The sequence below is a fragment of the Azospirillum brasilense genome, assembly GCF_008365405.1.
In the GTDB taxonomy this organism is placed as follows: domain Bacteria; phylum Pseudomonadota; class Alphaproteobacteria; order Azospirillales; family Azospirillaceae; genus Azospirillum; species Azospirillum brasilense_D.
In genome coordinates this window covers 144331-169219 of record NZ_QOKV01000009.1, presented here as the reverse complement: position 1 = coordinate 169219, position 24889 = coordinate 144331, and the positions used below count along the sequence as shown (strand labels likewise).

Below are 24889 nucleotides of genomic sequence, written 5' to 3'. Positions count from 1 at the left end.
GCGAGGACGAGCACCCATGAAGGCCGGAAAGACCACCAGGACGGGCGGCATGGCGGACGGCACGGCGGGCGGCGACGCCCAACAGACCGACACCGCGCCGGCCGTGAAGCCGAAGGCCGACCCGCGCGCGTCGTCGCTGTTCGTCGGCTCGACCGAAAAGACCTTCCAGATCCTGCACGCCTTCGACGGCCCGCACCGGCAGATGCCGCTGTCCGAGATCGCCAGGGCGGCGGGGCTGGACCGCAGCGCCGCCCAGCGCCTGGTCTACACGCTGGAGACGCTGGGCTATCTGCGGCGCGTCCACGGCACGCGCAACTACGCGCTCAGCCCGAAGCTGCTGCAATTCTCCTACAACTACCTGCGGGCGAACGAACTGATCGAGAAGGCGTCACCCTACCTGCTGGACATCAGCCGCAGCGTCGGCGAGACCGCCAACCTTCAGGAGCTGGACGGCCACGAGATCGTCTTCGTCGCCCGTTTTCCCGGCCGGCATCTGGTGAACATCGACATCATGGTCGGCAGCCGGCTGCCCGCCTACTTCACCGCCTCGGGCACCGCCATCCTGTCGCGCCTCTCGGAGGAGGAGCGGGAGGAAATCCTGGCCCGCACCGACCTTCGCCCGCTCACCCCCTTCACCGTGAACGACCCCGGCCGGCTGCGCGCCCGCGTGCAGGAGGCGGCGGAAAAAGGCTACGCCGTGGTGACCAACGAGACGGTGATGGGCGACATCTCGGTCGCCGCCGCCATCACCGACGAGCATGGGCACGCGGTCGCCGGCCTGAACATCTCCGTCCCCACCACCCGCTGGACGCCGGAGACGGCCGAGCAGGAACTCGCCCGGCACGTGCAGGTGGCGGCGACCTCGATCTCCGTCAACAAGTTCGCCGGCTATCCGCGGTAGCCGCGTTACCGATGCCCCTGGTCGGCGTGGGCGCAGCCGCCGTGCTCCAGCTGCACCGTGGCGTGCCGGATGCCGAACCGTTCCTCCAGAACCCGGTTGACGTCGCGCAGCACCCGGTTCCGGTCGGCGCCGTCCTCGACGACCGCGTGCAGGGTCAGCAGGAGACGCTCCGTGTTGAGCGACCAGACATGGACATGGTGGACGTCCGACACCCCGGCGACCTCGCCCAGGGCGGCGCCGACGCTGGCCGCGTCGATGCCCGGCGGGGTGCCTTCGAGGAGGATGTGCCCGGCCTCCTTGGTGATCCTCCAGGCGCTGCGCAGGATGAGCAGGGCGACCACCACCGACAGGATCGGGTCGATCGGCATCCAGCCGGTCCACAGGATGATCAGAGCGGCGGCGATGGCGCCGACCGAGCCGAGAAGGTCGCCGAGAACATGGACGGCGGCCCCGCGGACGTTGAGGTTCCCGTTCCCGCCACGGCTCAGGATCCAGAAGGCGAGGATGTTGACCAGCAGCCCCAGCGTGGCGATGACCAGCATCTGGGGTCCCATCACCTCGACCGGATCGAAGAGGCGTCCCACCGCCTCGACGACGATCCACAGCGCGATGGCGAACAGGCTGATCCCGTTGGTGTAGGCGGCCACCACCTGGAAGCGGTGGTAGCCGTAGGAGCGCAGCGGGTCGGCCGGACGACGGCCGAGGCGAAAGGCGAACCAGGCGAGCGCCAGCGCCGCGAAGTCGGTCAGCATGTGCCCGGCGTCGGCGAGCAGCGCCAGCGAGCCGGAAACGATGCCGCCCACCACCTCGGCCAGCATGAAGCCGCCGGTCAGCAGCATCACCCAGAAGACCTTGCGCTCGCTGCGTTCGGTCACCGTCGGCATGTCGTGGCTGTGGCCCGCTTCGCCATGCCCGTGGCCGTGGCCGTGCGTGTGATCGTGCCCCTGATCGTGACCATGACCGTGATGATGTGCCATGTGTTCAGTCCGATGCCGTGTGTCAGTCCGTGGAACCGTTGAAGCGGGCGGTGCGCCGGGTCATCAGGAGGGCGGGAGGAGCGGCCGCACGACGTTCAGGAACGCCTCGTAGCTCAGCACCCCCTTGTGCGTCTTGCCGTCGATCACGAAGGACGGGGTCGAATCGATCTGGTGCTTCTCCGCACCGTCCAGGCGCGACTGGAGGATGGCGTCGCCGAGGACCTGATCGTCCAGGCACGCCTGGTAGGTCTCCTTCGGCAAGCCGGCCAGCAGGCCGTAGCGGGTCAGGCTTTCGCGCGGGTCCTTGGCGTGGGACCAGTCGTCCTGCTTGGCGAACAGCACCGGCAGGATGGCGAAGTACCGTCCGGGCGGCACGCAGCGGGCCAGGACGGCGGCATCGAGAGCCGCCCGGTCCAGCGGGAAATCCCGGTAGACGATGCGGATCTTGCCGGTGTCGATCAGCTCCTTCTTCACCTGGGGCAACACCTCGTTGTGGAAGGTGGCGCAGTGGTGGCAGGTGAGGGACGCGTATTCGACGACCTCCACCGGAGCGTCGGGGCTGCCCAGGACGCGCGGAGTCGTCGCCGTCGCGGGGACCGCCGGAGCTGGTGCGGTGGCCGGGGATTGCGCCAGGGCCATGGGCGCGCCGCCCAACAGGCCGATGGCGCCGAGCAGCGCCACCGCTTGGCGGCGGTTGAATGGATGGGCGGTCATTGTCGTTTTCTCCTCGATGTCCACCAGTGAAGCTTGCGCTCAGGACTGCTTGCCGGTCTGTCGCGGCCACAGCCCGGAGACCAGCAGCAGCCCGACGCCGCCGGTGATCCCGATGTCGGCGACGTTGAAGGTCGGCCAGTGCCACCCGAAGGCATGGAGGTCGATGAAGTCGGTGACGGCGCCCTGGCGCAGGCGATCCATAACGTTGCCCACCGCACCGCCCGCGATCGCGCCGAAGCTCGCCGCCTCGGCGCGGCTGTCCGAGCGGGCCGCCCACACCACCAGAACCGCGACGACGAGCAGCGCGGCCCCGGAAAGCAGCCAGGGTCCGTAGGCGCTGTCGTTCTCCAGAAGCCCGAAGCTGACGCCGGTGTTGAAACCGAGCACCAGATTCAGGAAGGGCGCCACCTCGATCAGCCGCGGCGGCGCCAGGAGATGCTCCAGCGCCGCCCATTTGGTGAACTGGTCGAGGACCAGAACGATGGCGCCGATGGCACCCGCCAGTCTCAGGCCGGCGGACGGAGCCGTCCATGTCGTCTTCATGATTCCTTCCTTCCAAAGACCGGCTGCGAAGCCGGGAGGTGTCCGCCCTTGCGGCGAAGCAGGCGCAGCGCGTTGAGCGTGACGATGATGGTGGCCCCGGTGTCCGCCAGGATGGCCAGCCACAGGTCGGTGATGCCGAACAGGGTCGTCACCAGGAAAACCGCCTTCAGGCCGAGGGCGAAGGCGACGTTCTGATGAATGTTCGCCAAAGTCGCCCGCGACAAGGTGACCAGTTCGGCCACCCCTTCGACCCGGTTGCCCAGCAGGGCGGCGTCGGCGGTCTCCAGCGCGACGTCGGTGCCGCCGCCCATGGCGATGCCGACGTCGGCGGCGGCGAGGGCCGGGCCGTCGTTGATGCCGTCGCCGATCATCGCGACCGTCCCCTGCCCCTTCAGGCCGGCGATCGCGCGCAGCTTGTCCTCCGGCAGCAGTTCGGCCTCGACCTCAAGGCCCAGCGTCCGGGCGACCGCCTGACCGGTGCGGCGGTTGTCGCCGGTCAGCATGACGCTGCGCACGCCAAGCCCGCGCAGGGCGGCGATCCCCTGGGCGGCGTCGGGCCGCGGCTCGTCGCGGAGCGCCAGAAGGCCGATGGGCCGTCCGTCCGCCAGGACTGCGGCGACCGTCTTGCCCTCCTCCTCGAAGGCGGCGACGGTGTCGGCGGGCAAGGCTCCGGCGCTGCCCCGCTCGACGGCGTGACGGGGGGAACCAACCTCGATCAGGCGCCCGCCGACCACGGCCTGCACCGCCCGCCCCGGAACGGCCTTGCGGTCGCGGGCCGGGCGCAGCGGCACGCCATCCGCCGCCGCGCGCTCCAGGATGGCGCGGGCCAGCGGGTGGGCGGAGCCGTTCTCGACGGTGGCGGCGAGGCCGAGCAGCGTGCGCTCGGTCCCGTCGAGCGGAACGATGTCGGTGACGCGCGGCTGCCCCAGGGTCAGCGTGCCGGTCTTGTCGAAGGCGATGGTCCGCACCTTGCCGATCGCCTCCAGCGCGGCGCTACCCTTGATGAGCAGACCGCGCCGGGCGCCCGCGGCGATCCCGGAAGCGATGGCGGCCGGGGTGGACAGGACCAGCGCGCAGGGACAGCCGATCAGCAGCAGCGCCAGACCGCGGTAGATCCAGCTGTGCCAGTCCCCGCCGAAGCCGAGCGGCGGCACCAGGACGGTCAGGACCGACACCGCGATGACGGCGGGCGTGTAGCGGGCGCTGAACCGCTCGATCCAGCGCGCGGTGGGAGACTTGGCGGCCTGCGCCTCTTCGACGAGTTGGACGATGCGGGCGATGGTGTTGTCCGACGCCTTGCGGGTGACGCGGACGCGCAGGACCCCGGTGGCATTGATGCCGCCGGCGAAGACCGGGGAGCCCACGGATTTGGCGACCGGCACGGACTCGCCGGTCACCGGGGATTCGTCGATGTCGGACTCGCCCTCCTCCACCACGCCGTCGGCGGACACGCGGTCGCCGGGCCGGACAAGAACGAGCTGCCCGACCTCCAGCCGCTCCACCGGCACCGCGCGGGCGCTCTCCCCCTCGATCAGCAGCGCGGTCCGCGGGACCAGCGCCGACAGCGCCCGGATGCCCGACCGGGCGGTTCCGGCGGCGACACCCTCCAGCAGCTCGCCGATGGCGAAGAGAAGGACGACCACCGCGGCCTCCTCCGTCTCCCCGATGACGAGCGCGCCCAGGGTCGCCACCGACATCAGCATCTCGATGCTGAAGGGCGAGCCGGAGCGGGCGAGCCGGACGGCGCGGCGCCCGAAAACGGCCAGCCCGACCAGCGCGGCGGGCATCGGCGCATAATCCGCCACGGCCGGCGCCAGCCAGGACAACAGGGAGCCGCCCCCGACCAGCAGTCCGATCAGGATGACGATCCGGCCCCGGCCGGTCTGCCACCAGGGCGGTTCCGTCCCGATGGCGGTGTCGAACGCCGCACCGCTTTCGGCGACATGGATCGTGTCGGCGGGCTCCACCCCGAACCCAAGCCCGCGGATCGTCGCCTCGACCGTCGCGCGCGGCGTCGCCGCCTCGTCCAGCGTCAGCCGCAAAATCTGCGAATGGTGGTTGAGCCCGACTCCGGACGCCCCCGGCAGACGCCGCAACGCGGTTTCGATCTTGCCGACGCAACTCGGGCAATCCATCCCCGCCACCTTGTAGCGCAAGGCCTGCCCGGTGACTGGCGGAGCGGCCTCCATCGTCTCGTCCTGCATGATCCACTCCGACCGGCGATATGAGGGGCCGCGGTGGGGACGAACACGCGGCGGCCTGTCGTGCGCCATCCTGAACCCTGGAGTCACTACAGGGTCAAGAGGGTTTTTCAGGTTGCTGAAGCAGGATTTGTCCATCGGCGCTCTGACGGCGGGACCGCGCCAATCCTCAAGCACGCGGGCCAGTCGCCGGCAAACCCGGCGCGGCTCATTCCATGAAATCCCGAAGGGAAAGAGGCTCAGGGCTTGCTGGACGTTGTCGGAGCGGCCATTTCGCAAGTGCGAGATGCCGATGAATGCGAACGGCCAACGGAAGGATGATGCCGATGTCTCGATCCGCGGTTTCCGGTTCAGGACCGAATGCCGTCGACGCTCTGTCATCCCGCCCGTCCCATGAACGCCCTCGGATCGTGCTCGTGCTGGGCGGCGGCAACGCGCTCGGCGCCTACCACGCCGGAGCCTACGAACACTTGCACAGCCGCGGCGTTCAGCCGGACTGGATCATCGGCGCCTCCATCGGCGCGATCACCGGAGCGATCCTGGCCGGGAATCCTCCCGAGCGGCGCCTCGAACGCCTTCACCAGTTCTGGCGGGAGGCGACCCTCCACACCTCCGGGCTGCTGCCCCACAGCCCTGCCAAAGCCCGGCAGGTCTACAACGGCGCCCATGCCGTCATGGCCACGCTCTTCGGACGGCCGAGCATCTTCCGGCACCGCTTCCCCGGCTTGTGGTCGGTGCTCCCCTGGGTGCCCAACGACGTGGCGCTCTACGATCAGTCGCCGTTGCGGGACACTCTTGAGCGCCTGATCGACTTCGACCTGCTCAACCGCGCCGAGGTCCGCTTTTCCGCCGGCTGCGTCGACATCGAAACCGGAGACGAGGTTTATTTCGACAACAGCCGGGACGAGATCCGGCCCGAGCACATCATGGCGAGCGCCGCCATCACCCCGGCCTTTCCGCCGATGGAGATCGGTGGCCGCCTGTTCTGCGATCCCGGCTACACCAACAATCTGCCGCTCGATCTGCCCTTCACCGAACCGCTCGACCGGGACATGGTCTGCTTCGCGGTCGAGCTTTTCAGCCTGCGCAGCGCCCGCCCCGCCTCGCTGGACGCCGTCCTGGAGCGCACCAACGACCTGCTGTTCGCCAGCCACGCCCGCCGGAGCGTGCAGGCGCTGCGGCGGGAGTTCGAACTGCGCGAGAGGATCGAACCGATGGGAGCCTCCGCCACGCTGATCCACATGGCCTATCAGGCGGCGAGCCACGAGCTTGCGGCCAAGGGATTCGATTTCTCGCCATCGTCCATCGCGGACCGCTGGGCCGCCGGACGGCGGGACATGGACAGCGGCTTGGCCCTGCTGGACGGCGCCAGTCAGGATGCTCACCGCTTCCGGTACGCCGCCGTGGCCTGGAAGGCGGCGCTCGCCGCGGCGGAGGATGGTGCGGCGCCCTGACGCCGGAACGGAACGGCACCGTGCCACAGGAGGACGCCGACCTCCTCCTGCCTTGATCATCCTCACACCACATCGGCGCTCCCGCTCTTCGTACGTTGCCTTGTTCGTGCCGCCGCACCGATCACGCCCACCGCCGGTAATCCAGCGGTTCGATTTCGCATGCGAACGACCTTGCTAATGCCTGATGCATCAGGCATTGTGCGCGTCATCAACCTTTCGGGACCGGCACAGAACCGGTGCCCTGGAAAATGCGGATCGGAGGAGCGCCCCTATGAACGTCGATAAACTCTCCATCGTCCTGACGGTCGCCGTGGCGGCGCTGTTCGCCGGTGTCCCGGCCAAGGCGCAGACCGCGGAGCGCGCCATGCGCCTCTCGGCCGCCGTCGCGCAGGATCACCCCTTCGCCAGCGGGGTTTCGGCGCTGACCGCCTGCGCGGCCGAGAAGTCCGGCGGGAAGATGAAGATCCAGAGCTTCTGGAACGCCTCGCTGGGCAGCGATGTGCAAGCCGTGCAGCATGTGCGCGGCGGCTCGCTGGACATGGTGGTGGCCTCCACCTCGCCGCTCGCCTCGCTGGTGCCGGCCATGGGCGTCTTCGACCTGCCCTTCCTGTTCGAGAACGAGAAGGAGGCCGACCGCATCCTCGACGGCGCCGTCGGCCAGCAGCTGTCCGAGAAGCTCCTGGGTGTCGGGCTGGTCAATCTGGCTTATTGGGAGAACGGGTTCCGCAATCTGACCAACTCCCGTCGGCCCATCCAGAAATGGGAGGATCTGGGCGGCACCAAGATCCGCGTGATGCAGAATCCGGTGTTCATGGACACCTTCTCCACGCTGGGCGCCAACGCCGTCCCGATGGCCTTCAGCGAGCTGTTCACGGCGCTGGAGACCCGCGCGGTCGACGGGCAGGAGAACCCCTACGCCAACATCGAGACCGGCAAGTTCTACGAGGCGCAGAAGTACCTGTCGGTCACCAACCACGCCTACACGCCGGCGGTGATCCTGTTCTCCAAGAAGATCTGGGACGACCTGTCCTCCGCCGAGCGTGACGTGCTCCAGTCCTGCGCCGCGGTGGCCCGCACCGAGGAGCGCCGGGTGAATCGCGAGCAGTCGGAGACGTCGCTCGCCCGCCTGAAGGAACTCGGCATGCAGGTCAACGAGCTGTCCGCCGAGGAGCGCAAGCGCATGCTTCAGAAGGTGGCGCCGGTCTACGAGAAGCACGCCGCGACCATCGGCACCGACACGATGACCCTGCTGCAGTCCGAACTCGACCAGCTCCGCAAGGCCAACCCGTAACGCATCCCCCCTGGCCCACGGGCGGCCGTGAGTCCGCCCGTGGGGCCATGCGCCCGTCCGACGCCCGATCTCCCCATGGGAACCCCGATGCTCATCAAAAAGATCGACACGTTCATCCTGAAGACTCCGCTGAACGCGAAGACCTTCTATTCCTCCCAGGCGGCTTTCCCGGAGCGCAACAGCCTGCTGGTCCGCATCACCACCGACGACGGTCTGGTCGGCTGGGGCGAGGGCGGGCAGTACGGCCCGGCGGAGCCGCCGGAAAGCTGCATCATCGACGTGCTGGCTCCCCGGCTGATCGGCCGAAGCGCCGACCAGCCGGTGCGCGTCTTCGAGGATCTCTATTCCTTCTGCCGCGACTTCGGCCAGAAGGGCACCTACATCGAGGCGCTGAGCGCCATCGACATCGCGCTGTGGGACCTGTGGGGCAAGTCGCTGAACCGGCCGGTGCACGCGCTGATGGGCGGCGCCTTCCGCGACAAGGTCGCGGCCTACGGCACCGGCTGCTACTACCCGGACTATTTCCGCGACACGCCGCGCATGATGGCGGCACTGGCCGAGGAGGCGCAGCGCTACCGCGAGGCCGGGCTGCCGGCGATCAAGATCAAGATCGGCCTGCTGCCGATCGCCCAGGACATCGAGCGGGTGGCGCTGGTGCGCGACGTGCTGGGGCCGGACACCCTGATCATGGTCGACGCCAACCACGCCTACAACACGGCGGGCGCCGTCAGGATCGGGCGGGCGTTGGAACAGTTCGACGTCCGCTGGTTCGAGGAGCCGGTGCCGCCGGAGGACCGCGAGGGCTACCGCCGCGTGCGCGATTCCATCGACGTGCCCATCGCGGGCGGCGAGTGCGAATACACCCGCTACGGCTTCCGGGAATTGGTGGCCGGGGGCTGCATCGACATCGCCCAGCCGGACCTGTGCTGCGCCGGCGGCTTCACCGAATGGCAGAAGATCCTGGCGCTGACCACCGCCCACGGCGTGATGACCGTTCCGCACATCTGGGGGTCCGGCATCGCCCTGGCCGCAGCGCTCCAGGCGTTGGCGACGGCGCCGCTGGTTCCCTACACGGCGCTCGGCGTGCCGCTGCAGAACGAGCCGATGGTGGAGTTCGACCGCACCCACAACCCGCTGCGCGACGATCTGCTGATCGACAACTTCACGCTGGCGGACGGGTGCCTCGCCGTGCCCGGTGGGCCGGGCCTGGGCGTGGAGGTCGATCCCGACCAGCTCGCCCGCTACACCGTGCGGTCGCGCAGCGCGTGACCGGGTTGGAGACGCCCCGCCGGAGATCCGTGATGTGGAACGGCACCCTCTTCTTCCGAATCCTCGACGGCATCCTGGTGGTGTGCATCGCCGCGATGCTGGTCATGGTGTTCGGCAACGTCGTGCTGCGCGCCGTCTTCAACAGCGGCATCGACGTGTCGGAGGAGCTTCCCCGCTTCCTGTTCGTGTGGATGACCTTCATCGGCGCCGTGATCGGCTTCCGTGAGGGCGCGCATTTCGGCGTCGACGCCCTGGTCCGCCTGCTGCCGCGCGCCGGCAAGAGGGTCTGCTGGGCGATCAATCAGGTCATCATGCTGATCTGCTGCGCGGTCATCGTCCAGGGCACGCTGCTCCAGCACGATCTGAACGCGACGAACCACGCCCCGGTGACCGGCCTGTCGATGATCTGGGTCTTCGGCGTCACCTACCTGACCGGCGGGGTGATCGGGCTGATGTGCATCGTGAACCTCGTCCGGCTGGCGCTCGGCAAGGTCGGCGACGACGAGCTGATCCAGGTCGAGGAGGAGGGCATGGGCGAGGTGGACCCGAATCGGCTGAAAGGCCCAGGTCCGCTCGCAAGCCCAAACACGCTGAAGGAAACGGCGCCGTGACCATCTTCATCTTCGTCGGCAGTCTGCTGGGCGCGATGGCCCTGGGGCTGCCCGTCGCCTTCGCGCTGATCGTCTCCGGCCTCGCTTTGATGGCCTTCATGGGGATGCTCGACTCCCAGATCGTCGTGCAGAACATGTGGGACGGCGCCAACAGCTTTCCGCTGCTGGCCGTGCCCTTCTTCATGCTGGCCGGCGAGTTCATGAACGCCGGCGGCATGTCGCGGCGCATCATCGCCATGGCGATGGCCTGGGTCGGCCACCTGCGCGGCGGGCTGGGCTTCGTCGCCGTGTTCGCGGCGATCCTCATGGCCTCACTGTCCGGCTCGGCGGTGGCGGACACGGCGGCGCTCGCCTCCATCCTGCTGCCGATGATGCGGCAGGCGGGCTACGACATCCACCGCTCCGGCGGGCTGATCGCGGCGGGCGGCATCATCGCGCCGATCATCCCGCCGTCGATCGGCATGATCCTGTACGGCGTCGCCGGGCAGGTCTCCATCACCAAGCTGTTCCTCGCCGGCATCGTGCCGGGAATCATGATGGGCGTGGCGCTGCTGATCACCTGGTGGTGGCTGGCCCGGCGCGAGATCCTGACCACGCCCCCCAAGGTGCCGCTGCGCGAGCGGCTGCGGCTGACCGCCGACGCCTTCTGGGCGATGCTGCTTCCGGTGGTCATCATCGGCGGGTTGAAGACCGGCGTCTTCACGCCGACCGAGGCGGCGGTGGTCGCCGCGGTCTACGCCATGTTCGTCGGGCTGGTCATCTACCGCGAGCTGAAGATCGCCGACCTCTATGGGCTGATGCTGTCCGCGGCGAAGACGACGGCGGTGGTGATGTTCCTGGTGGCGGCGGCGGGCATCTCCGCCTGGCTGATCACCGCGTCCAACATCCCGGCCCAGCTCGCCGAGCTGTTGGCTCCGGTAATGGACAACCGGCTTCTGCTGATGATCGCGCTGATGGTCATCGTTCTGATCGTCGGCACCGCGCTGGACTTCGCGCCGACCATCCTGCTGATGGTCCCCGTGCTGATGCCGATCATCCGCCAGGCGGGCATCGACCCGGTCTATTTCGGTGTCCTCTTCATCATGAACAACGCCATCGGCCTGATCACCCCGCCGGTCGGCACGGTTCTGAACGTGGTCTGCGGCGTCGGGCGCATGTCGATGTCGAACCTGATGAAGGGCGTCGGCCCGTTCCTGCTGGCGCAGACCGCCGTGCTGTTCCTGCTGGTGCTGTTCCCGGAGCTGGTGATGGCGCCGCTGGCCTGGTTCACGGCGCGGTGACGGACTCCGATGCCCCAAGGATTTGAAGCCGGGTTTGAAGGCGGGGGAAGCGCGGTGCTAAAATGTCGGACTTGACGCGGCGCCTCCGTCTGCGGCGATTCACTGAGGAACGGTCATCCATGCTGGACGGCAACGGTCCCCTCGACACGGCCTCCATCGGCGAGCAGGTCACCGACCGGCTGCGGAGCGAGATCATCTCCGGCCGGCTGGCGCCGGGGTCGCGGCTGATGCTGGACCAGTACAAGGCGCTGTGGAACATCAGCATCACGCCGCTGCGCGACGCCGCCAAGCGGCTGGAGGCGGACGGGCTGGTCCACATCTACCCGCGGCGCGGCATCTTCGTGGCGGAAATCGACCGCAACGCCCTGATGGAGGTGTTCCAGCTCCGCATCGCCCTGGAGCCGCTGGTGACGGAGCTGGCCACCCCCCACGCCCCGGAGGCGGAGGTGGAGGCGATGACCGAAGCCTACATCGCCGCCGGCCGTCCCGGCCCGGAGGAGGAACGGCAGGCCCGCCTGCAGGAGGTGGACGAGGTCATCCACGACTTCGTGCTGGCCCACTGCCCCAACCAGCGGCTGGCCCGCATCATGGCGACGCTGCGGGATTCGGTGGCCTGGTGCCGGAACGCGGTGATCGAAAAGGTGCCGAACGCCTTCGACCCCTCGCTGGAGGAGCACATAGCCATCTGCAAGGCGCTGCGCGCCAAGGACGCCGAGGCGGCGGCGGCGGCGATGCGCGACCACCTGATCGCCACCCGCGACCGCACCTTGAAGGCCATGGAGGACCGCGCATAGGCGGTGGCGCCGATGCCCGCCGCGCCGAACCCCAGCACCGCATCGCGGCGGCGGAGGTTCAGGCGGAGAACGGTGCCACGTGGTAGCGCGCGGCGGGTTCGCTGCGGGAGAGGTTGGGCAGCATCGCCTGACGGGCGGCCTCATAGGCGTGCCACTGGGCGGCATCCGGCAGGGCCGGGATGGTCACCAGTTCGCCCGCGTCGAGCCCGGCCAGCGCCGCATCGACCATGGCGTCGGCGGGCATGACGATTTCGCCTGGCAGATGCTCCACCGGCGTGCCGGCGGTGCCCCAGAAATCGGTGGCCGTGGCGCCGGGCAGAACCGCCTGGACCCGCAAGCCCTTGTCCGCCAGCTCGTGGTGCAGCGATTGGGTCAGCGCCAGGACGAAGGCCTTGGCCCCGCCATAGACGCCGTTGAGGATTTCCGGCCCGATCGCCACGATGGAGGCGATGTTGACGATGGTGCCGCGTCCGCGCGCCACGAAGGCCGGCGCGGCCGCGTAGGTCAGCCGCATCAGCGCCGTCACGTCGAGGTCGATCATCCGCTCCATGGCATCGACGTCGGCCGAGAGCAGCGGGGCCGTCGCGCCGACCCCGGCATTGTTGACCAGCATGGTGATGCTGGCGTCGGACGCCAGCATGTTCTCCACCGCGCGCCGGTCGGTCTTGTCGCCCAGATCGGCGGCGAAGACCTCGACGGAGCGGCCGGTGCGGTCGGCGATCCGCGCCGCGAGACCGGCGAGCTTACCGCGGTTGCGGGCCACCAGGATCAGGTCGTGGCCACGGTCGGCCAGGCGGTTGGCGTAGACCGCGCCGATGCCGGAGGACGCGCCGGTGACGAGCGCGGTGCCGAGAGGAGAAAGGCTCATGGGTCTGTGTCCTGTCTGCGGGCCGCGTCATTGCCGCCCGGCGTGAGGCCATGTTTAGAACGTCTGGCGCTTGACCTGAATGTCGTATATCCCTCGTTTCAGGACGCGAGGGGAATCCACCATGCGCATCGGTTTCGTCATCTACCCGGGCTTCCAGATGATGAGCCTGGCCGCGGGTTCGGTGTTCGAGTTCGCCAACATCTGTGCGGGCGAACAGATCTATGAACTGGTCACCGTCTCGGAGCATGGAGGGGCGGTGCGCAGTTCCACCGGGATGGCGGTGGACAGCGTGTCCTTTGCCGGACAGGATTTCGACACGGTGCTGGTGGGCGGCGGTGTGGAGGTGCCCCGGCCGAGCGACGGGCTGCGCGCCTGGATCGCCGGCCGTCTGCCCGCCGTGCGGCGCCTGGGCGCGATCTGCACCGGCGCGTTCGTGCTCGCCGAATCCGGTGTGCTGAACGGGCGGCGCGCCACCACCCATTGGCTGCTGGCGCGCGAGTTGGGGACGCGGTTTCCGGCCATCCGGGTCGAGGAGGACCGCATCTTCATCATCGACGGGCCGGTCTGGAGTTCCGCCGGCATGACGGCGGGCGTCGATCTGGCTCTGGCGATGGTGGAGAAGGACCTCGGCAGCGACATCGCACGGTCGGTCGCCCGCAAGCTGGTGATGTACCATCGCCGCGGCGGCGGCCAGACCCAGCATTCGGAACTGCTGGAGATGGCGGCGAAGTCCGACCGCATCGAGGCGGCGCTGACCTACGCGCGGCAGAACCTGAAGAATCCGCTGTCTGTGGAGGAACTGGCGGGAGCCGCCGCCTTGAGCCCGCGCCAGTTCAGCCGCGCCTTCCGCACCGAGACCGGGCAGTCCCCGGCCAAGGCGGTGGAGCAGTTGCGGCTGGAAAGCGCGCGGCTGATGCTGGAGCAGACGCGGCATCCGGTCGAGATCGTCGCCCGCGAGAGCGGCTTCGCCGATCCGGAGCGCATGCGGCGCGCCTTTCTGCGCGCCTTCGGCCAGCCGCCCCAAGCGATGCGGCGAGCCGCAAGGCTGGAGGCGCGATCCACCGGGGCGCCCACTTGACCGGCATCGGATCGGCCGGAAGCCGCAGTGCGATCCCCGACGGGCATCATGGTCCGCAGCCTCGTGGCGTCCGGATTGCCCGCCCCGTCAGTGGGTCGGACGCGCACCGCTGCCCGGATGGCCGCCCCCTACAGCGTCGATCGGCTCATTGCTCCGGTTTGCGCAACAGCGTCGCGATCAGGGAGAGGGCGATGTCCCATTCGGTGTCGCTGCGGGCCGAGCCTTTGTAGATGCGGATGCCGTTGCTCGGCTTGGTCTTGCCGATCATGAAGACATCCGACGACACCACGCCGATACCCCGCTCATAGAGTGTTTCCGCAACGGCCGTGGAATCTTGGGCCGAGTCGAGATCCAGCCACAGGAACAGGCTTTCCGGATCGCTCTTCGCCAGAGCGCCGCCGAAATGGTTCAGCGCCAGGCTGTGGCGCGTCGTCAGCTGCTGGCGCAGCGTGCCGACGAACTCCAGGTGCTTCTTCTGCTCCAGCAGGCTCTGCACCAGCGTGAGCGAGATCACGTCGGTCATCCAGATGCTGCCGCGAAGCGCCGAGGCGATCGCCGCCCCGTACCGTTCCGGAAAGGCCACGAACCCGCAGCGGTTGCCGGGGGCGATCACCTTGGACAGGGACGAGATGTGGAAACACCCTTCCGGATAGAGTGACCACAGGCTGGGAAGCCGGTTCGAGGCCAGCGGCCGGAACAGGTCGTCCTCGACGATCAGCAGGGAGTTGCGGCGGGCGATGTCCACGATGGCCTGACGCCGGTCCAGAGGCATGGTGACGGTGGTCGGGTTGGCCAGCGTCGGCACCAGGAAGATGGCCTTGACCCGCGGGTTGCCGACCAGCCGGGCGAGGCTGTCGGGAATCATCCCGTGCTCGTCCGTGTCGACGGGGATCAGGCCGAGCCCCAGCACCTGGGCGGCGGCCTTCACGCCCTGATAGACCAGACGCGGCACCAGGATCGAATCGCCGGCGGTCAGCACGCTGGCCAGAACCACCAGGATCGCGTGCTGGGCGCCGGCGGTCACCGCGACTTGGTTGGGCGTGGCGCTGACCCCCCAGGACAGCAGCCACTCCACCGCCAGACGGCGGTTGTGGTTGCTCCCGAAGGCCGAATGATACTCCTGCAGCCGCGCAAGATCGTCGGGGTGGCTGGCGATCTTGCGCAGGAGGCTGCCGATGAACTCCTGATAGCCCGGCACGTTCAGCTTGTGGACCGACAGGTCGATGGCCGGGGGCAGGCGCGGCTGATCGTAGGACGGGGCGGCGTGGTTCAGGTCCCGTCCGCGCACCGCCGTGCCCCGTCCCGCCTCCGCCGAGATCACGCCGCGCTTCTTCAACAGGTTGAAGGCCTTGGTGATGGTCGTCAGGTTGACGTCCAGGGAGCGCGCCAGTTCGCGGTGCGACGGCAGCGGCTGTCCGGGGGACAGTTGCCCGCTGGCGACCTGCGCCGTCAGGGCGGTGGCGATGCGCACGTAGATCGGGCTGTCGCGGTCGAGTTCGGCCATCGTGGCCTTCAGCGTTGCGAGCGCGCGCGCATCGACGCCGCTCCGCCGGTCGCGGCTGTTCAGTGCCATTGTCCTTCCCATGATGGCTTATCGCCCCCTGTCGCCTGAGCGCAGGGGCGTCGATGTTCGGGCCTCACCATACATTGCCGCGCGTGGTCGCATCAAGTGTATGGCGGTATCGGCAATTTTTTGCAATACGGACATTGACTGTACGCCGTACAGTATGACAGGCTTACATACGGCTGTAGGACAGCCTCTCACATTGGATGCTCATCAAGGAGGGTGATATGCGTTTCTGCAAATCGGCATGCACTGCGCTTCTGGCGGCTGGCATGGCCTTGTCCGCCCTTCCGGCCGCGGCGGAAACCACCCTCCGGCTGCACTCCGTCTGGGTCGAAAGCCGCCCCGTCGCCGAATACCTGAACTATTTCTCGAAGAAGGTTGAGGAGCATTCCAAAGGCGATCTGAAGATCCAGGTCTTCCATGGCGGGTCCCTTGGCATCAAGGACGCCGACATCCTGCGTGTCCTGCCGTCGGGCGCGGTGGACATGTCGGCGCTGTATCCCGAGTACGTGGCGCGCGACGAGCCGGAACTCGCCGTCGCCTACGTCCAGGGCTCCATCGAGGCGGTGGACGACCAGCTCAAGGCCGTGCCGGCCATCCAGGCCATCTACGCGCCGGTGTTCGAGAAGTGGGGCATCACCACGCTGGGCGCCGTCCAGGTTCCCGAGCGCGGCGTCCATGTCTTCTGCAAGACTCCGGTCCGCAGCCTTGAGGATCTGAAGTCCAAGAAGATCCGCGTGTGGGGCCGCCATCAGGTCGAAACCTTCAAGAAGCTGGGCATCGCCGCGCAGATCATCGGGCAGAACGACATGTACGTCGCCCTGCAGACCGGCGTCGTCGATTGCGCCACCTACATGGGCAGCATCGCCACCACCATTTCGCTCCAGGAGGTGACGCCCTACGCCGCCTATCTGCAGCCGCACGCCGGGGTGCCGATCAACCTGCTGATCTCGACCAAGCGCTTCCAGTCCCTGTCGCCCGCCCAGCAGGAGGCGCTGCGCGCCGCCGCCGCCGACGTTCTAGCCTACACCAACGACGAGTTCACCAAGGGCGAGCGGGAAGAGGCCGGGCTGAAGAAGCTGGCCGACGCCGGCGGCAAGATGCTGGAGCCCTTCTCCGACGCCGATCAGGCGGCCTTCATCACGGCCGCCCGCACGACCTGGAAGGAGATGTCCGAGCAGGTCGGGCCGAAGGCCGTCGCCAACATGAACGCCATCCTCGACGCCGTGAAATAGCCGGTCGGCACGCCGCCGGCTGGTCGGCGGCGTGCCGCACATGGACAAGAGGGGAATGGCATGGACAATTCCATATCGAATTTGTTGAAGAACATCGGAGCCGGCATCATCGCCTGCTTCATCGCGCTGGTGATCGTCGCGACGCTGAATCGCTATGTTCTCGGGGTTCCCCTCGATTTCTCCGACGAGTTCGTCGGGCTCCTGTTTGCGACCTCCAGCTTCATCTCGATCGTCACCTCCGACCTCGACCGTGAACACATCACGGTGCAGATCGTGACCAGCCGGCTGTCTCCCACTTTGCAGCGCATCTGCCGGCTGGCCGGCGACGTGGCGACCATCCTGTTCTTCGTCATCATTCTGGTCGAAGGCTACAAGTTCGCCGCCTTTTCCTGGCAGATCTCCGCCCGCTCCGAGAACGCCGCCCTGCCGGTGGCTCCCTGGATGTTCGGCATCCCGGTGATGGCGCTGTCGATGATCCTCCTGCGCGTCCTGCGCCTGCTGGGGCGCGCCTGAGCCGCAGCCCTGCCCGCGCCCGAGCGGGCGGCATCAAGGGTTTGGCCAGCATTTAAAAATTTGGAGTGAGCGACATGGTATGGCTCGTCATGGGCGTGAGTCTGGCCGTCATGCTCCTCGCCGGGTTTCCGATCGGCGTGGCGCTGGGGCTGACCGGCTTTCTGATCCTCGAACTGTTCGTCGGCGGCGCTCTGCAACTGGGCATCACCGCCGGCTGGAACGCCTTCAACAGCTTCACCCTCAGCGCCGTCCCGGCCTTCATCGTGCTGGGCGAGGTCCTGCTGGCCAGCGGGCTCGGCGCCCGCATTTACTCGGGGGTGTCGCCGCTGTTCCGCCGGGTGCCCGGCGGCCTGATGCACACCAACGTCGCGGTCGGCACGCTGTTCGGCGCGGTCAGCGGCACCAGCCTCGCCACCGCCGCCGCCGTCGGGTCGGTCGCCTATCCGCAGCTCATCAAGCGCGGCTACCCGGCGAAGAGCGTGGTCGGGATCCTGGCCGCCTCGGGCACGCTGGGGATCATCATCCCGCCCAGCCTGATCCTGATCATCTACGGCGCCACCATGGACGTGTCGATCGGCAAGCTGTTCCTGGCGGGCTTGATCCCCGGCTTCCTGCTGGCGGCGATGTTCATGGGGCTGGTCGCCGTCCGTGCCCGGCTTTCGCCCGACTGGCTGCCCGACGACCGCGAAGCGGTGTCGCTGGCGGTCATCCTGCGGTCGCTGGTCGATCTCTGGCCGTTGGCCATCCTGATGTTCGCGGTGCTGGGGACCATCTACATGGGCATCGCCACCCCGACCGAGGCGGCGTCCCTGGGGGTGGTCGCGGCCATCGTGCTCGGCTTCACCGTCGGCGAGCTGACGATGAAGGGGCTGCTGCACGCGCTGATCGCGGCGGTGCGCGGTTTCGGCGCCATCGCGCTGATCTTCCTGGGGGCGTCCATCCTGTCGCAGGCCATCAGCATCCTGGGGCTGCCCGCCCAGCTCGCCCAGACCATGGGTGCGATGGCCATCGGCAAGTACGAGCTGCTGCTCGGCATCGTCCTGCTCTATCTGGTCCTCGGCTGCCTGTTCGACGGCATCTCGATCATGCTGATGACCCTGCCGCTGACCTTCCCGCTGATGATGAACGTCGGCTTCGATCCGGTCTGGTACGGCATCGTCGTCACCATCCTGATCGAGATCGGGATGATCACCCCGCCGGTCGGCATCAACCTGTTCGTGCTGGTGTCGCTGACCAAGGGCGCGGTCAACATCACCGAGGCGGCATGGGAGGCCATCCCCTACTGGCTGCTGATGCTGGTGTCCATCGCGCTCTTCACCCTCGTCCCCGGCATCGTCACCGGCCTGCCGAACCTCTTCTATTAAACCTCTTCATCCGACGTGGCGCGCCCCGGCGCGCGCCTCCCATCCGCAATCACATCCGAGGCCATCATGCCTGACAGCATCGCCGACATCCGTCACGAGGACCTGATCGTCACGGATTCCCTCCTCGTCTGCAACTTCGACCGCGAGATTTTCGAAGCGATGCGGACGGCGGGCATCACCGCCGCCAACTGCACCTGCAGCGTCTGGGAAGGCTTCCAGGACACCATGAAGAACGTGGGCCACTGGAAGCGCATGTTCCGCGAGCATGGCGACATCATCACCCAGATCCGCAGCGTCGAGGACATCCGCCAGGCCAAGGCGGACGGCAAGGTCGGCATCATCCTGGGCTGGCAGAACACGTCGGGCATCGACGACAACATCGACTATCTCGAACTCTACGCCGAGCTGGGCGTGAAGATCATCCAGCTCACCTACAACACGCAGAACCTCGTCGGGGCCGGCTGCTACGAGGGCAAGGACGCCGGGCTGACCGGCTTCGGGCGCGACGTGGTGGCGGAGATGAACCGGCTGGGCATCCTGGTCGATCTGTCCCACGTGTCGGAACGGACGGCGACCGAAGCCATCGAGGCGTCGGTGAAGCCGGTGGCCTACACCCACTGCTGCCCGCGCGCCCTGAAGGACCATCCGCGCAACAAGTCCGACGAGACCCTGCGCAGCGTGGCGCAGCGCGGCGGCTATGTCGGCGTCACCATCTTCCCGCCCTTCCTGCCCAAGGGCACCGCCTCCACCATCGACGACTTCATCGACGTGGTGGAGCACATGGTCGGCGTCTGCGGCGAGGAGCATGTCGGCATCGGCACCGACATGTCGCAGGGCCAGCCCTGGTCCTTCCAGGAATGGGTGATGCACGACAAGGGCAACGGGCGCCGCCTGACCACCTTCGGCGATCTGGTCTTCCCCAAGGGCATCGAGCGCATCGAGGACTATCCCAACCTGACCGCCGCCATGGTCCGCAAGGGTTGGTCGTCCGGCAAGATCGAGCGGGTCATGGGCGGCAACTGGCTGCGGCTGCTGCGCGACGTCTGGTGAGCTGCCGGTCCGTTACGCCTGATCCACGCTGAAGGAGCGCCCCCGCCATGGCCACAGTCGCCGTCATCGGTGCCGGTTTCGTCGGTCTGTCCTCGGCCTACTGGCTGATGCGGGACGGGCACGCCGTCACGCTGTTCGATCCCGCGGGACCGGCGGGCGGCGCCTCCTACGGCAACGCTGGAACCTTCGCCAACTACGCCTGCATCCCGGTGAACAACCCGTCGGTCTTCCGGGATTTCCACCGCTACCTGCTGGCCGCCGACAGTCCCTTCCGGCTGCGTGCCTCCTACCTGCCGCGGCTCACGCCGTGGCTGGCGCGCTTCCTCTGGCACTCCACCCCGGCGCGCTACGAGGCGGCGGCAAAGGCTTTGGGACAGCTTCTTGGCCGCGCCTACGAGGGCTACGCCGACCTGATCCGCGACGCCGGGCTGGAGGACCGGATCCGCCGCCGCGAATGCCTCTATCTCTATTCCAGCGAGCGCTCCTTCCGGAACAGCGCGGACTCCCTGAGGCTGCGCCGCGAGGCTGGCGTCGCCTGCGAGGTTCTGGACGCTTCGGCCATCCGGGGGCTGGAACCGGCACTGGCGCCGATCTTCGCCCACGGCGTGCTGTTCCCCGGAAGCTGGCATCTGAGCGACCCGGCGGGCTTCCTCACCGCGCTGCACGGCTGGCTGGCCGGGCGCGGCCTGAGGACCGAGGCCCGCGCCGTCACGCGGCTGGCCCCCGGCGGTTCCGGCGTCGTCCTCGTCACACCGGACGGCGATGAGCGTTTCGACCATGCCGTGGTGGCCGCCGGCATCCATTCCCGACCGCTGGCCGCCGATTGCGGCGACCGGCTGCCGCTGGACACCGAACGCGGTTACCACGTCACCTTCGGCGGGGTGATCGACCCGATCGGGCGGCCCTGCGGCTGGGCCGAGCGCGGGCTCTACATGACCCCCATGGCCCAGGGGCTGAGGGTGGCGGGCACGGTCGAACTGGCCGGGCTCGATCCCCGCAAGGCGTCCGGCCTGACGGGGCTGCTGGCGCGCTCGGCCCGCGATGCTTTGCCGGCCCTGAAGGAACCGGGCGTCCGCCAGACCGACGACTGGCTGGGCTTCCGCCCGACCTTCCCCGACGGGCTGCCGGTGCTCGGCCGGTCGCGGGCCAGCGAACGGGTGGTCTACGCCTTCGGCCACCAGCATGTCGGGCTGACCCTCGGCGGGCTGAGCGGCATGGTGGTCGCTGATTTGGTGGCCGGGCGCGCGCCGCCGCTCGACCTGACGGCGATCGATCCCCGCCGCTTCTGAACCGTCTCCCATTCGCCGTTCTCCCTGCACCGGAGAGTCCGTATGCCCTACACCACCGCGCTCGGCGGCACCCGCTGGAGCTTCCCCCATCTGCGCGACGTGCTGGCCAAGGCCTCGCCCGCCCGGTCGGGGGACCAGTTGGCCGGGCTGGCCGCCGACAGCGCGCTGGAGCGCCACGCCGCCCAGCGCGTCCTGGCCGACATTCCGCTCCGGGATTTCCTGGCTACCGACCTCGTGCCCTATGAGGAGGACGAGGTCACCCGCCTGATCCACGACCAGCGGGACGCGGCGGCGCTCGGCCCCGTCGCGTCGCTGACCGTCGGGGAATTCCGGGACTGGCTGCTGTCGGACGCCGCCGACCGCGACGGCCTGGCCGCTCTGGCCGCCGGCCTGACGCCGGAGATGGTGGCGGGCGTGTCGAAGATCATGCGGGCTCAGGACCTGATGATGGTGGCGGCCAAATGCGAGAACCCCGTGGCCTTCCGCAACAGCCTGGGGCTGGCCGGGCGGCTGTCCACGCGCCTGCAGCCCAACCACCCGACCGACGACAGCCGCGGCATCGCCGCCAGCCTGCTCGACGGGCTGTTGATGGGCAGCGGCGACGCGGTGCTCGGCGTCAACCCGGTCACCGACAGCGTGGAGGATTACAGCCGCGTCGTCCGGCTGTTGGACGAGTTGCGCGTCCGGCTGGACATCCCGACGCAGACCTGCTGCCTGGGCCACGTCACCACGGCCATCCGGGCGATCGAGGGCGGGGCGCCGGTCGATCTGGTGTTCCAGTCCATCGCCGGATCGGAGAAGGCCAACCGCGGCTTCGGCGTTTCCCTGGCCATGCTGCGCGAGGCGCACGAGGCCGCCCGCTCGCTGGGCCGCGGGACGGTCGGCGGCAATGTCATGTATTTCGAAACGGGCCAGGGCGCCGCCCTGTCCGCCGACGCCCATCACGGCGTCGATCAGCAGACCATGGAGGTCCGCGCCTACGCCGTCGCCCGCGCCTTCCAGCCGCTGCTGGTCAACACCGTGGTCGGCTTCATCGGGCCGGAATACCTCTACGACGGCAAGCAGATCATCCGGGCCGGGCTGGAGGACCATTTCTGCGGCAAGCTGATGGGCCTGCCGATGGGGGTGGACGTCTGCTACACCAACCACGCCGAGGCCGATCAGGACGATATGGACACGCTGTTCGCGGTTCTGACCCTGGCGGGCGTCACCTTCGTCATCACGGTGCCCGGCTCCGACGACATCATGCTGAACTACCAGAGCCTGTCGCACCACGACGCGCTGACGGTCCGCCGCCTGACCGGCCGCCCGCCCGCCCCGGAGTTCGAGGCCTGGGCGCGCCGGGTCGGGCTGCTGGACGACCGGAACACTTGGCGGCCCGTCCCGATGGAGACGCCGCTGCTGGAGGCGGTCCGGTCGCTCGCCACCCTGGAGGCACCGCGATGACCGAACGCGACGGCAAGACGCCGAGCCTTGTGCCGGCTCCAGGAGACATCCACCCGTTGCGCCGCTTCACCGACGCGCGGGTGGCGCTGGGCCGGGCGGGCACCTCGCTGCCGACGCGGGCGCATCTGGATTTCCTGCAGGACCATGCCCGTGCCCGCGACGCCGTGTGGGCAATCCCCGATCTGGACGGGCTGGGCAGCCGGCTGGAATCCGCCGGGATGCCGGTCGTCCGGCTGCGCAGCGCCGCCCCCGACCGGGCCGTCTATCTGCGCCGCCCCGACCTGGGCCGCCGCCTCGCCGATGAGGACGCCGGACGGTTGCGCGGGCTGGCGGTGCCGGAAGGCGCGGGCGGGAGGTCGCGCGTGGGCATCGTGGTGGCCGATGGGTTGTCGGCTATGGCGATCGACGTCAACGCCGCCCCGGTCGTCCTCGGCCTTGGGCAGGCGTTGCGTGACCAGGGATTGGATGTGGCGCCGGTGGCGTTGGTGGAGCAAGGCAGGGTCGCCATCGGGGACGCCATCGGCGAAGCGTTGGGGCTGGCTCTGGTGATCGTGCTGGTCGGCGAGCGTCCGGGGCTCTCGGCGGCCGACTCCCTCGGCTGCTACGTCACCTGGGCGCCGCGGCCCGGCACCCCGGATTCGGCCCGCAACTGCGTGTCCAACATCCGGCTGGGCGGGTTGGACCCGGAGCGGGCCGTCGCGAGCATCGCCACTCTGGTTCAAGGCATTTGCCAATCACGGGTCAGCGGCGTCGCGCTTGCCGCCGCCATTGGTCAGCGCCGTGAATAGAGTGGTCCCGCCCCGTGCGCCTAGCCCGCCACCCCGTTGACGACAGGACGTGGTCGCGAGGGCAGCGCCTCGCGGTCCCAGATTCCATCGTTCGGCATCGCGCGCAACTTGTGACGTTCCACTTCGCGCTTCGTCACGGAGCGGGGGAAGCTCTCCACGAAAGCGATGAAGCGCGGAATTTTGAAGGCGGCCATGCGGCCCTCGCACCACGCGGCGATGGCGGCCGGCTCCACGCCGCTGCCCGGTTCGCGGATGACGAAGGCCTTCACCTCCTCCTCCCCCTTCTCGGACGGCGTGCCGACCACCACGACCTCGCGCACGCCCGGACACTGGCTGAGCACGCTTTCCACCTCATAGGCCGAGACGTTCTCGCCGCGGCGGCGCAGCCAGTGGGCCTGACGGCCCGTGAAGTGCAGATAGCCGTCCGCGTCCAGATGGCCGAGGTCGCCGGTGTGCAGCCACAGGTTCGACAGGCATTCCAGTGTGCGCTCCGGCGCGTTGAAGTAGCCTGACATGAAGATGTGCGGGTAGCGGGGGCGCAGCGCGATCTGGCCGGTGACGCCCGGCGGCACCGGCTGGTCGTCCTCGTCCAGGATGGTCACCTCCGCCCAGCCATGGGTCAGGCCGTTGGCGCGCGGCTTCGGCGAGCCCATCGGATTGTTGACGATCAGCACGCCGCCGGTCTCGGTCAGCGAATAGACGTTGACGAAGCCGATGCCGAACCGCTCGACGAAGCGCTCAGCCACGGCGGGCGGAATCTGGCCCGTCACTCCCAGAGAGACGCGCACCCTGTGATGGCGATCCGCCGGGCTCTCCGGCTGTTCGGTCAGCACGGTGATCATGGTGCCGATCAGATCGACGATGGTCGCCCCGGTTTCCCGCGCCCGCGCCCAGAAGTTGCTGCCGCTGAAGCGGCGGTCGATCACCGTGGGAATGTCGGCGACCATCGGCCCCATCACGCCCAGCATCAGCCCGCCGACGTGGAACAGCGTCAGGATCGAGTAATGGACGTCGTCCGGCCGTGTCTCGAACGCCTCGACGTAGCGCATCCCCGCCGCGATCCAGGCGAAATGCGGCAGAAGCGCGCCCTTGGGCAGGCCGGTGGTGCCGCCGGTGTAGATGATGACCGCCGGATCGCCGCCGGACACCTCCATCAGCGGCAGCGGATGACCCGGCTCCAGCAGGTCGGCGAAGGGCCGGAAGCGACCGCCGGTTTCCCCGTCGCCATCCTCCACCGCATAGACGCGCATCGGCGGCAGCCGGTCCGCGACCGCCTCCACCCGCTCCGCCAGCTCCCCGTCCACCACCAGCACGGCGGGCGTGGCGTTGGTCAGGGTGTGGACGAGATCCTCCCCCACCAGACCGGCGTTCAGCGGCACCCAGATCGCCCCCAGCTTGCCGGCGGCGACCCAGGTCAGCAGATGCTCCGGCGCGTTGCGCAGGAAGCAGGCGACCCGGTCGCCCCGGCGCACCCCCAGCCGGTGCAGGTTGGCGGCCACCCGGCTGGACTCCCCGTCCAGTTCCCGGTAGCTCATCGCCCGCCCGGCGACGGTCAGCCGCGGGGCGTCCCCGTGCTGCGCCGCGCGGGCGGCGACCAGCGCCGGCAGGGTTTCCCACTGCACCGGAACGCCGTGGATCTTGCGCGTGATGGTCATG

The 24889-nt window shown here is 68.8% G+C and carries 22 protein-coding genes; 15 read left to right on the top strand and 7 right to left on the bottom strand.

Annotated features, from left to right (window positions below):
• Positions 1–16 precede the first annotated feature (16 nt).
• On the top strand, positions 17–901 hold the full coding sequence (locus DS837_RS16005) for an IclR family transcriptional regulator (protein WP_170295877.1): 885 nt from the start codon (positions 17–19) through the stop codon (positions 899–901).
• 5 nt (positions 902–906) lie between these two features.
• Here DS837_RS16005 and DS837_RS16000 read toward each other — a convergent pair whose 3' ends face one another.
• The 4 genes from DS837_RS16000 to DS837_RS15985 all read right to left on the bottom strand — a co-directional run bounded on the left by DS837_RS16000 (position 907) and on the right by DS837_RS15985 (position 5339).
• Positions 907–1878, bottom strand: coding sequence for a cation diffusion facilitator family transporter (locus tag DS837_RS16000; RefSeq protein WP_247889960.1), 972 nt, complete (start codon positions 1876–1878; stop codon positions 907–909).
• Between the two features lie 63 nt (positions 1879–1941).
• The gene (locus DS837_RS15995) at positions 1942–2592 is read right to left on the bottom strand and encodes a DsbA family protein (protein ID WP_149165665.1); all 651 of its coding nucleotides are present in this window, start codon (positions 2590–2592) and stop codon (positions 1942–1944) included.
• A gap of 39 nt (positions 2593–2631) precedes the next feature.
• Positions 2632–3135, bottom strand: a complete 504-nt coding sequence (gene lspA, locus DS837_RS15990; RefSeq protein WP_149165664.1) for a signal peptidase II — start codon at positions 3133–3135, stop codon at positions 2632–2634.
• Positions 3132–5339, bottom strand: a complete 2208-nt coding sequence (locus tag DS837_RS15985) for a heavy metal translocating P-type ATPase (protein ID WP_211102259.1) — start codon at positions 5337–5339, stop codon at positions 3132–3134. Before DS837_RS15985 ends, lspA begins: the two co-directional genes overlap by 4 nt.
• Positions 5340–5746: 407 nt before the next feature.
• Here DS837_RS15985 and DS837_RS15980 point away from each other — a divergent pair, with 407 nt between their 5' ends.
• The 6 genes from DS837_RS15980 to DS837_RS15955 all read left to right on the top strand — a co-directional run bounded on the left by DS837_RS15980 (position 5747) and on the right by DS837_RS15955 (position 12035).
• Positions 5747–6790: a patatin-like phospholipase family protein gene (locus tag DS837_RS15980; RefSeq protein ID WP_149165663.1), complete on the top strand. Its 1044-nt coding sequence runs from the start codon at positions 5747–5749 to the stop codon at positions 6788–6790.
• A gap of 271 nt (positions 6791–7061) precedes the next feature.
• Positions 7062–8081 carry a TRAP transporter substrate-binding protein gene (locus DS837_RS15975; protein ID WP_149165662.1) on the top strand — a complete coding sequence of 340 codons (1020 nt, stop codon included), beginning with the start codon at positions 7062–7064 and terminating at the stop codon, positions 8079–8081.
• A gap of 87 nt (positions 8082–8168) precedes the next feature.
• Positions 8169–9350, top strand: coding sequence for a mandelate racemase/muconate lactonizing enzyme family protein (locus DS837_RS15970; RefSeq protein WP_149165661.1), 1182 nt, complete (start codon positions 8169–8171; stop codon positions 9348–9350).
• 32 nt (positions 9351–9382) lie between these two features.
• Positions 9383–9961 (top strand): TRAP transporter small permease, encoded by a 579-nt coding sequence (locus DS837_RS15965; RefSeq protein WP_149165660.1) that lies wholly within the window; start codon positions 9383–9385, stop codon positions 9959–9961.
• Positions 9958–11241, top strand: coding sequence for a TRAP transporter large permease (locus DS837_RS15960; protein WP_149165659.1), 1284 nt, complete (start codon positions 9958–9960; stop codon positions 11239–11241). Before DS837_RS15965 ends, DS837_RS15960 begins: the two co-directional genes overlap by 4 nt.
• Before the next feature lie 119 nt (positions 11242–11360).
• Positions 11361–12035, top strand: coding sequence for a GntR family transcriptional regulator (locus tag DS837_RS15955; RefSeq protein ID WP_149165658.1), 675 nt, complete (start codon positions 11361–11363; stop codon positions 12033–12035).
• 58 nt (positions 12036–12093) lie between these two features.
• On the opposite strand, the gene DS837_RS15950 is transcribed toward DS837_RS15955, so the two are convergent.
• On the bottom strand, positions 12094–12903 hold the full coding sequence (locus tag DS837_RS15950) for an SDR family NAD(P)-dependent oxidoreductase (RefSeq protein WP_149165657.1): 810 nt from the start codon (positions 12901–12903) through the stop codon (positions 12094–12096).
• 121 nt (positions 12904–13024) lie between these two features.
• Here DS837_RS15950 and DS837_RS15945 point away from each other — a divergent pair, with 121 nt between their 5' ends.
• Entirely contained in the window at positions 13025–13981 is a 957-nt protein-coding gene (locus DS837_RS15945; protein WP_149165656.1) for a GlxA family transcriptional regulator, read from the top strand.
• 145 nt (positions 13982–14126) lie between these two features.
• Here DS837_RS15945 and DS837_RS15940 read toward each other — a convergent pair whose 3' ends face one another.
• Positions 14127–15554, bottom strand: a complete 1428-nt coding sequence (locus DS837_RS15940) for an aminotransferase-like domain-containing protein (RefSeq protein ID WP_170295876.1) — start codon at positions 15552–15554, stop codon at positions 14127–14129.
• A gap of 263 nt (positions 15555–15817) precedes the next feature.
• Here DS837_RS15940 and dctP point away from each other — a divergent pair, with 263 nt between their 5' ends.
• From dctP to eutC, 7 genes are all read left to right on the top strand, one after another.
• On the top strand, positions 15818–16783 hold the full coding sequence (gene dctP, locus DS837_RS15935; RefSeq protein ID WP_170295875.1) for a TRAP transporter substrate-binding protein DctP: 966 nt from the start codon (positions 15818–15820) through the stop codon (positions 16781–16783).
• A gap of 60 nt (positions 16784–16843) precedes the next feature.
• Positions 16844–17296 (top strand): TRAP transporter small permease, encoded by a 453-nt coding sequence (locus tag DS837_RS15930; RefSeq protein WP_149165653.1) that lies wholly within the window; start codon positions 16844–16846, stop codon positions 17294–17296.
• A 74-nt stretch (positions 17297–17370) separates the two neighbouring features.
• The gene (locus DS837_RS15925) at positions 17371–18660 is read left to right on the top strand and encodes a TRAP transporter large permease (protein WP_149165652.1); all 1290 of its coding nucleotides are present in this window, start codon (positions 17371–17373) and stop codon (positions 18658–18660) included.
• 66 nt (positions 18661–18726) lie between these two features.
• A complete protein-coding gene (locus DS837_RS15920) occupies positions 18727–19710 on the top strand; it encodes a dipeptidase (protein WP_149165651.1) in 984 nt (327 codons plus the stop codon).
• Between the two features lie 47 nt (positions 19711–19757).
• Complete coding sequence (locus DS837_RS15915; protein ID WP_149165650.1) at positions 19758–20999, top strand: NAD(P)/FAD-dependent oxidoreductase; 1242 nt, start codon at positions 19758–19760, stop codon at positions 20997–20999.
• A 42-nt stretch (positions 21000–21041) separates the two neighbouring features.
• Positions 21042–22445, top strand: coding sequence for an ethanolamine ammonia-lyase subunit EutB (locus tag DS837_RS15910; RefSeq protein ID WP_149165649.1), 1404 nt, complete (start codon positions 21042–21044; stop codon positions 22443–22445).
• The gene (gene eutC / locus DS837_RS15905) at positions 22442–23233 is read left to right on the top strand and encodes an ethanolamine ammonia-lyase subunit EutC (RefSeq protein WP_149165648.1); all 792 of its coding nucleotides are present in this window, start codon (positions 22442–22444) and stop codon (positions 23231–23233) included. Before DS837_RS15910 ends, eutC begins: the two co-directional genes overlap by 4 nt.
• A 20-nt stretch (positions 23234–23253) precedes the next feature.
• On the opposite strand, the gene DS837_RS15900 is transcribed toward eutC, so the two are convergent.
• Positions 23254–24888 carry an AMP-binding protein gene (locus DS837_RS15900; protein ID WP_247889959.1) on the bottom strand — a complete coding sequence of 545 codons (1635 nt, stop codon included), beginning with the start codon at positions 24886–24888 and terminating at the stop codon, positions 23254–23256.
• Position 24889: the final 1 nt, after the last annotated feature.

Bases quoted from the DNA above. Each gene is read 5' to 3' on its own strand.
- DS837_RS16005 (WP_170295877.1), top strand. From the start codon at position 17: ATGAAGGCCGGAAAGACCACCAGGACGGGCGGCATGGCGGACGGCACG.
- DS837_RS16000 (WP_247889960.1), bottom strand. From the start codon at position 1,878: ATGGCACATCATCACGGTCATGGTCACGATCAGGGGCACGATCACACG.
- DS837_RS15995 (WP_149165665.1), bottom strand. From the start codon at position 2,592: ATGACCGCCCATCCATTCAACCGCCGCCAAGCGGTGGCGCTGCTCGGC.
- lspA (WP_149165664.1), bottom strand. From the start codon at position 3,135: ATGAAGACGACATGGACGGCTCCGTCCGCCGGCCTGAGACTGGCGGGT.
- DS837_RS15985 (WP_211102259.1), bottom strand. From the start codon at position 5,339: ATGCAGGACGAGACGATGGAGGCCGCTCCGCCAGTCACCGGGCAGGCC.
- DS837_RS15975 (WP_149165662.1), top strand. From the start codon at position 7,062: ATGAACGTCGATAAACTCTCCATCGTCCTGACGGTCGCCGTGGCGGCG.
- DS837_RS15970 (WP_149165661.1), top strand. From the start codon at position 8,169: ATGCTCATCAAAAAGATCGACACGTTCATCCTGAAGACTCCGCTGAAC.
- DS837_RS15965 (WP_149165660.1), top strand. From the start codon at position 9,383: ATGTGGAACGGCACCCTCTTCTTCCGAATCCTCGACGGCATCCTGGTG.
- DS837_RS15955 (WP_149165658.1), top strand. From the start codon at position 11,361: ATGCTGGACGGCAACGGTCCCCTCGACACGGCCTCCATCGGCGAGCAG.
- DS837_RS15950 (WP_149165657.1), bottom strand. From the start codon at position 12,903: ATGAGCCTTTCTCCTCTCGGCACCGCGCTCGTCACCGGCGCGTCCTCC.
- DS837_RS15945 (WP_149165656.1), top strand. From the start codon at position 13,025: ATGCGCATCGGTTTCGTCATCTACCCGGGCTTCCAGATGATGAGCCTG.
- DS837_RS15940 (WP_170295876.1), bottom strand. From the start codon at position 15,554: ATGGCACTGAACAGCCGCGACCGGCGGAGCGGCGTCGATGCGCGCGCG.
- dctP (WP_170295875.1), top strand. From the start codon at position 15,818: ATGGCCTTGTCCGCCCTTCCGGCCGCGGCGGAAACCACCCTCCGGCTG.
- DS837_RS15930 (WP_149165653.1), top strand. From the start codon at position 16,844: ATGGACAATTCCATATCGAATTTGTTGAAGAACATCGGAGCCGGCATC.
- DS837_RS15925 (WP_149165652.1), top strand. From the start codon at position 17,371: ATGGTATGGCTCGTCATGGGCGTGAGTCTGGCCGTCATGCTCCTCGCC.
- DS837_RS15920 (WP_149165651.1), top strand. From the start codon at position 18,727: ATGCCTGACAGCATCGCCGACATCCGTCACGAGGACCTGATCGTCACG.
- DS837_RS15915 (WP_149165650.1), top strand. From the start codon at position 19,758: ATGGCCACAGTCGCCGTCATCGGTGCCGGTTTCGTCGGTCTGTCCTCG.
- DS837_RS15910 (WP_149165649.1), top strand. From the start codon at position 21,042: ATGCCCTACACCACCGCGCTCGGCGGCACCCGCTGGAGCTTCCCCCAT.
- eutC (WP_149165648.1), top strand. From the start codon at position 22,442: ATGACCGAACGCGACGGCAAGACGCCGAGCCTTGTGCCGGCTCCAGGA.
- DS837_RS15900 (WP_247889959.1), bottom strand. From the start codon at position 24,888: ATGACCATCACGCGCAAGATCCACGGCGTTCCGGTGCAGTGGGAAACC.